Origin of the sequence: Pseudomonas tehranensis, from assembly GCF_014268615.1 — a bacterium.
GTDB lineage: Bacteria > Pseudomonadota > Gammaproteobacteria > Pseudomonadales > Pseudomonadaceae > Aquipseudomonas > Aquipseudomonas tehranensis.
The window spans coordinates 1-3003 of record NZ_JABWQV010000393.1 but is presented as its reverse complement, the minus strand read 5'-3'; the positions used below and the strand labels follow the sequence as shown (position 1 = coordinate 3003).

2 protein-coding genes are annotated in these 3003 nt (G+C 62.0%); both read left to right on the top strand.

All coding sequences use genetic code 11. From position 1 onward, the window contains the following. The first annotated feature begins 330 nt into the window (after positions 1 to 330). Entirely contained in the window at positions 331 to 1782 is a 1452-nt protein-coding gene (locus HU811_RS26285) for an alanine/glycine:cation symporter family protein (protein ID WP_186658982.1), read from the top strand. A gap of 132 nt (positions 1783 to 1914) precedes the next feature. After that, positions 1915 to 2919, top strand: coding sequence for an asparaginase (locus HU811_RS26280; protein ID WP_186658979.1), 1005 nt, complete (start codon positions 1915 to 1917; stop codon positions 2917 to 2919). Positions 2920 to 3003: the final 84 nt, after the last annotated feature.

The following is a 3003-nucleotide window of genomic DNA, read 5'->3' as shown; positions in this document are numbered from 1 at the left end:
CGCTTTCGCGAGCAAGCCCGCTCCCACAGAGAAGCAGCCTCCCCACAACCCTGGTCATAAAAAAGCCAGGTGATTCAAAGGTCCGTTTCGTCGCACGCACCACAATCGTGCAGACGGGCGCCGCACTGGTAGGTATAGTGCCGCCCCTCTTCGCGTGAGCGGTCGTCAGAAACGAGACCCCCAACACATGCGAAAACCGAACTAATAACAACCCGCGAAATGGACCAAGACGAAACATCGCCTCACCTGTCGTGCCGCGCGCCGACCGATGTAACAGGATGTTTCCAAATGGCCAGCATTCGCTTAAACAAAAAACAGCGAGGAATACTCATGCTAGAAGTCATCAACGACTTCCTCTCAGGGAAAGTGCTGATCGTGCTCATTGTCGGGCTTGGCAGCTACTTCACGATCCGCTCGCGCTTCGTCCAGTTCCGTCATTTCCTTCACATGTTTGCGGTATTCCGCGACAGCCTCAAAAGCAGCGCTGGTCAGCTCAGCTCCTTCCAGGCCTTGATGCTCAGCCTGGCCGGTCGGGTCGGCGCAGGCAACATCGCCGGTGTCGGCATCGCCGTCACCCTCGGCGGGCCCGGCGCGGTGTTCTGGATGTGGGTGACCGCGCTGGTCGGCATGTCCAGCAGCTTCTTCGAATGTTCCCTCGGCCAGCTCTACAAGCGCTGCGACGCCGAAGGCCAGTTCCGTGGCGGCCCGTCCTATTACATCCAGCACGGTCTGCAGAAGCGCTGGTTGGGCATGATTATGGCGTTCCTGCTGCTGATCACCTTCGGCTTCGCCTTCAACGGCCTGCAAGCCCATGCCGTGACTCACTCGCTGAACAACGCTTTCGGTTTCGACACCACCTACACAGGCATTGGCCTGGCAGTGCTGTTGGGCCTGGTGTTCATCGGTGGGATCAAGCGCATCGCCAAAGTCGCTGACCTGCTGGTGCCAGTCAAAACCCTGGCGTACATCGGTGTAACCCTCTACGTGATCGTGCTGCAGTTCGATCAGGTGCCGGCCATGCTGACCACCATCGTCAAAAGCGCCTTCGGCCTTGACCAGGCCTTTGGCGGCCTGATCGGCAGCGCCATTGTCATGGGCGTCAAACGTGGCGTGTTCGCCAACGAAGCGGGCCTGGGCAGTGCGCCAAACGTCGCCGCCGTGGCCTCGGTCGAGCACCCGGTGGCTCAGGGTGTGATTCAAGCATTCAGCGTGTTCCTCGACACCTTCTTGATCTGCACCTGCACCGCACTGCTGATCCTGCTGTCGGGCTTCTACACCCCGGGCTTCGAAGGTGACGGTATTGCCCTGACCCAAAACTCCCTCGCCGCCGTGGTCGGTGACTGGGGACGGATATTCATCTCCGTGGCGCTGTCGTTGTTCGTGTTCACCTCGATCCTCTACAACTACTATCTGGGCGAAAACAACCTGCGCTTCATGGTCGGCGAAAACCGCAAGGTGCTGATCGGCTACCGCACCCTGGTACTGGTGTTGATCTTCTGGGGTGCCATCGAGAACCTCGGCACCGTGTTTGCCTTCGCCGACATCACCATGACCCTGCTGGCGTTCGTGAACCTGATCGCGCTGTTCCTGCTGTTCAAGGTCGGCATGCGTATCCTGCGAGACTACGATGACCAGCGTTCGGCCGGCATCAAGGTTCCGGTTTTCGACTCCAGCAAGTTCCCCGACCTGGATCTTGACCGCAAGGCCTGGCCAGCGAACCCTTCGGCACCGGTAGCCGCGCCTGGAAAGGCTCCGGCAGGCGTGGCCGCTGCGCAACGCTGATCCGGTAGGCTGATTGGAAAAAACCGGGCGCACTTGCTGCGCCCGGCGTGACACAGCCTGAGGTCGGCGTCATGCTCGGCCTTATGTTGTGGCAGCCCGATGAGCTGCCGTTTTCGTCCTCGGAGAACACCCATGAATTTCTCGACCTACCCTGCCGCCCAGCACGTCATGGTGCTCTACACCGGCGGCACCATCGGCATGCAAGCCAGCGCCCATGGCCTGGCTCCAGCATCCGGTTTCGAAGCGCGGATGCGCGATTACCTGCACAGCCAGCCCGAACTCGTCATCCCGCAATGGCGTTTCCGGGAAATGTCGCCGCTGATCGACAGCGCCAACATGACCCCGGCCTACTGGCAGCAACTGCGCGAAGCAGTGGTCGATGCCGTGGATGTGCAGGGCTGCGACAGCGTGTTGATCCTGCACGGCACCGATACGCTGGCCTACAGTGCAGCGGCGATGAGCTTCCAACTGCTGGGCCTGCATGCCAGGGTATGTTTCACCGGCTCCATGTTGCCCGCCGGCGTGACCGACAGCGACGCCTGGGAAAACCTCAGTGGCGCGCTGGTCGCCCTCGGCCAGGGGTTGGCGCCGGGGGTGCATTTGTATTTCCATGGCGAGCTGTTGGCCCCGACCCGCTGCGCCAAGGTGCGCAGCTTCGGCCGTCATCCGTTCAAACGCCTGGAGCGTCAGGGCGGTGGTATCAAGGCAACTTCGCTGCCGGCACAGCTGAATTACGACCAGCCCAAGCAACTGGCGAACATCGCGGCGCTGCCGCTGTTTCCCGGCATCAGCGCCGGCATCCTCGATGGCCTGCTCGGCAGTGGTATCCAGGGCCTGGTGCTGGAGTGCTACGGCAGCGGCACCGGGCCGAGCGACAACGCGGCCTTCCTCGCCAGCCTCGAGCGGGCGCGGGACAGCGGCGTGGTAGTGGTGGCGGTGACTCAATGCCATGAAGGCGGCGTGGAACTGGACGTGTACGAAGCCGGCAGCCGCTTGCGAGGCGTTGGCGTGCTGTCCGGTGGCGGCATGACCCGCGAGGCGGCGTTCGGCAAGCTGCAGGCGTTGATCGGCGCCGGGCTGCCGGTGGATGAGGTCCGGCGGCTGGTTGAGCTGGATCTGTGTGGCGAGCTTTCCTGAGACCCTGCAAAAACCTGTGGGAGCCTGTGGGAGCAAAGCTTGCTCGCGAAGAACGATGACGCGACCTTACTGTTGATCCGTGTC

Coding starts and splice junctions, on each gene's coding strand:
- HU811_RS26285 (WP_186658982.1), top strand. CDS start 331: ATGCTAGAAGTCATCAACGACTTCCTCTCAGGGAAAGTGCTGATCGTG.
- HU811_RS26280 (WP_186658979.1), top strand. CDS start 1,915: ATGAATTTCTCGACCTACCCTGCCGCCCAGCACGTCATGGTGCTCTAC.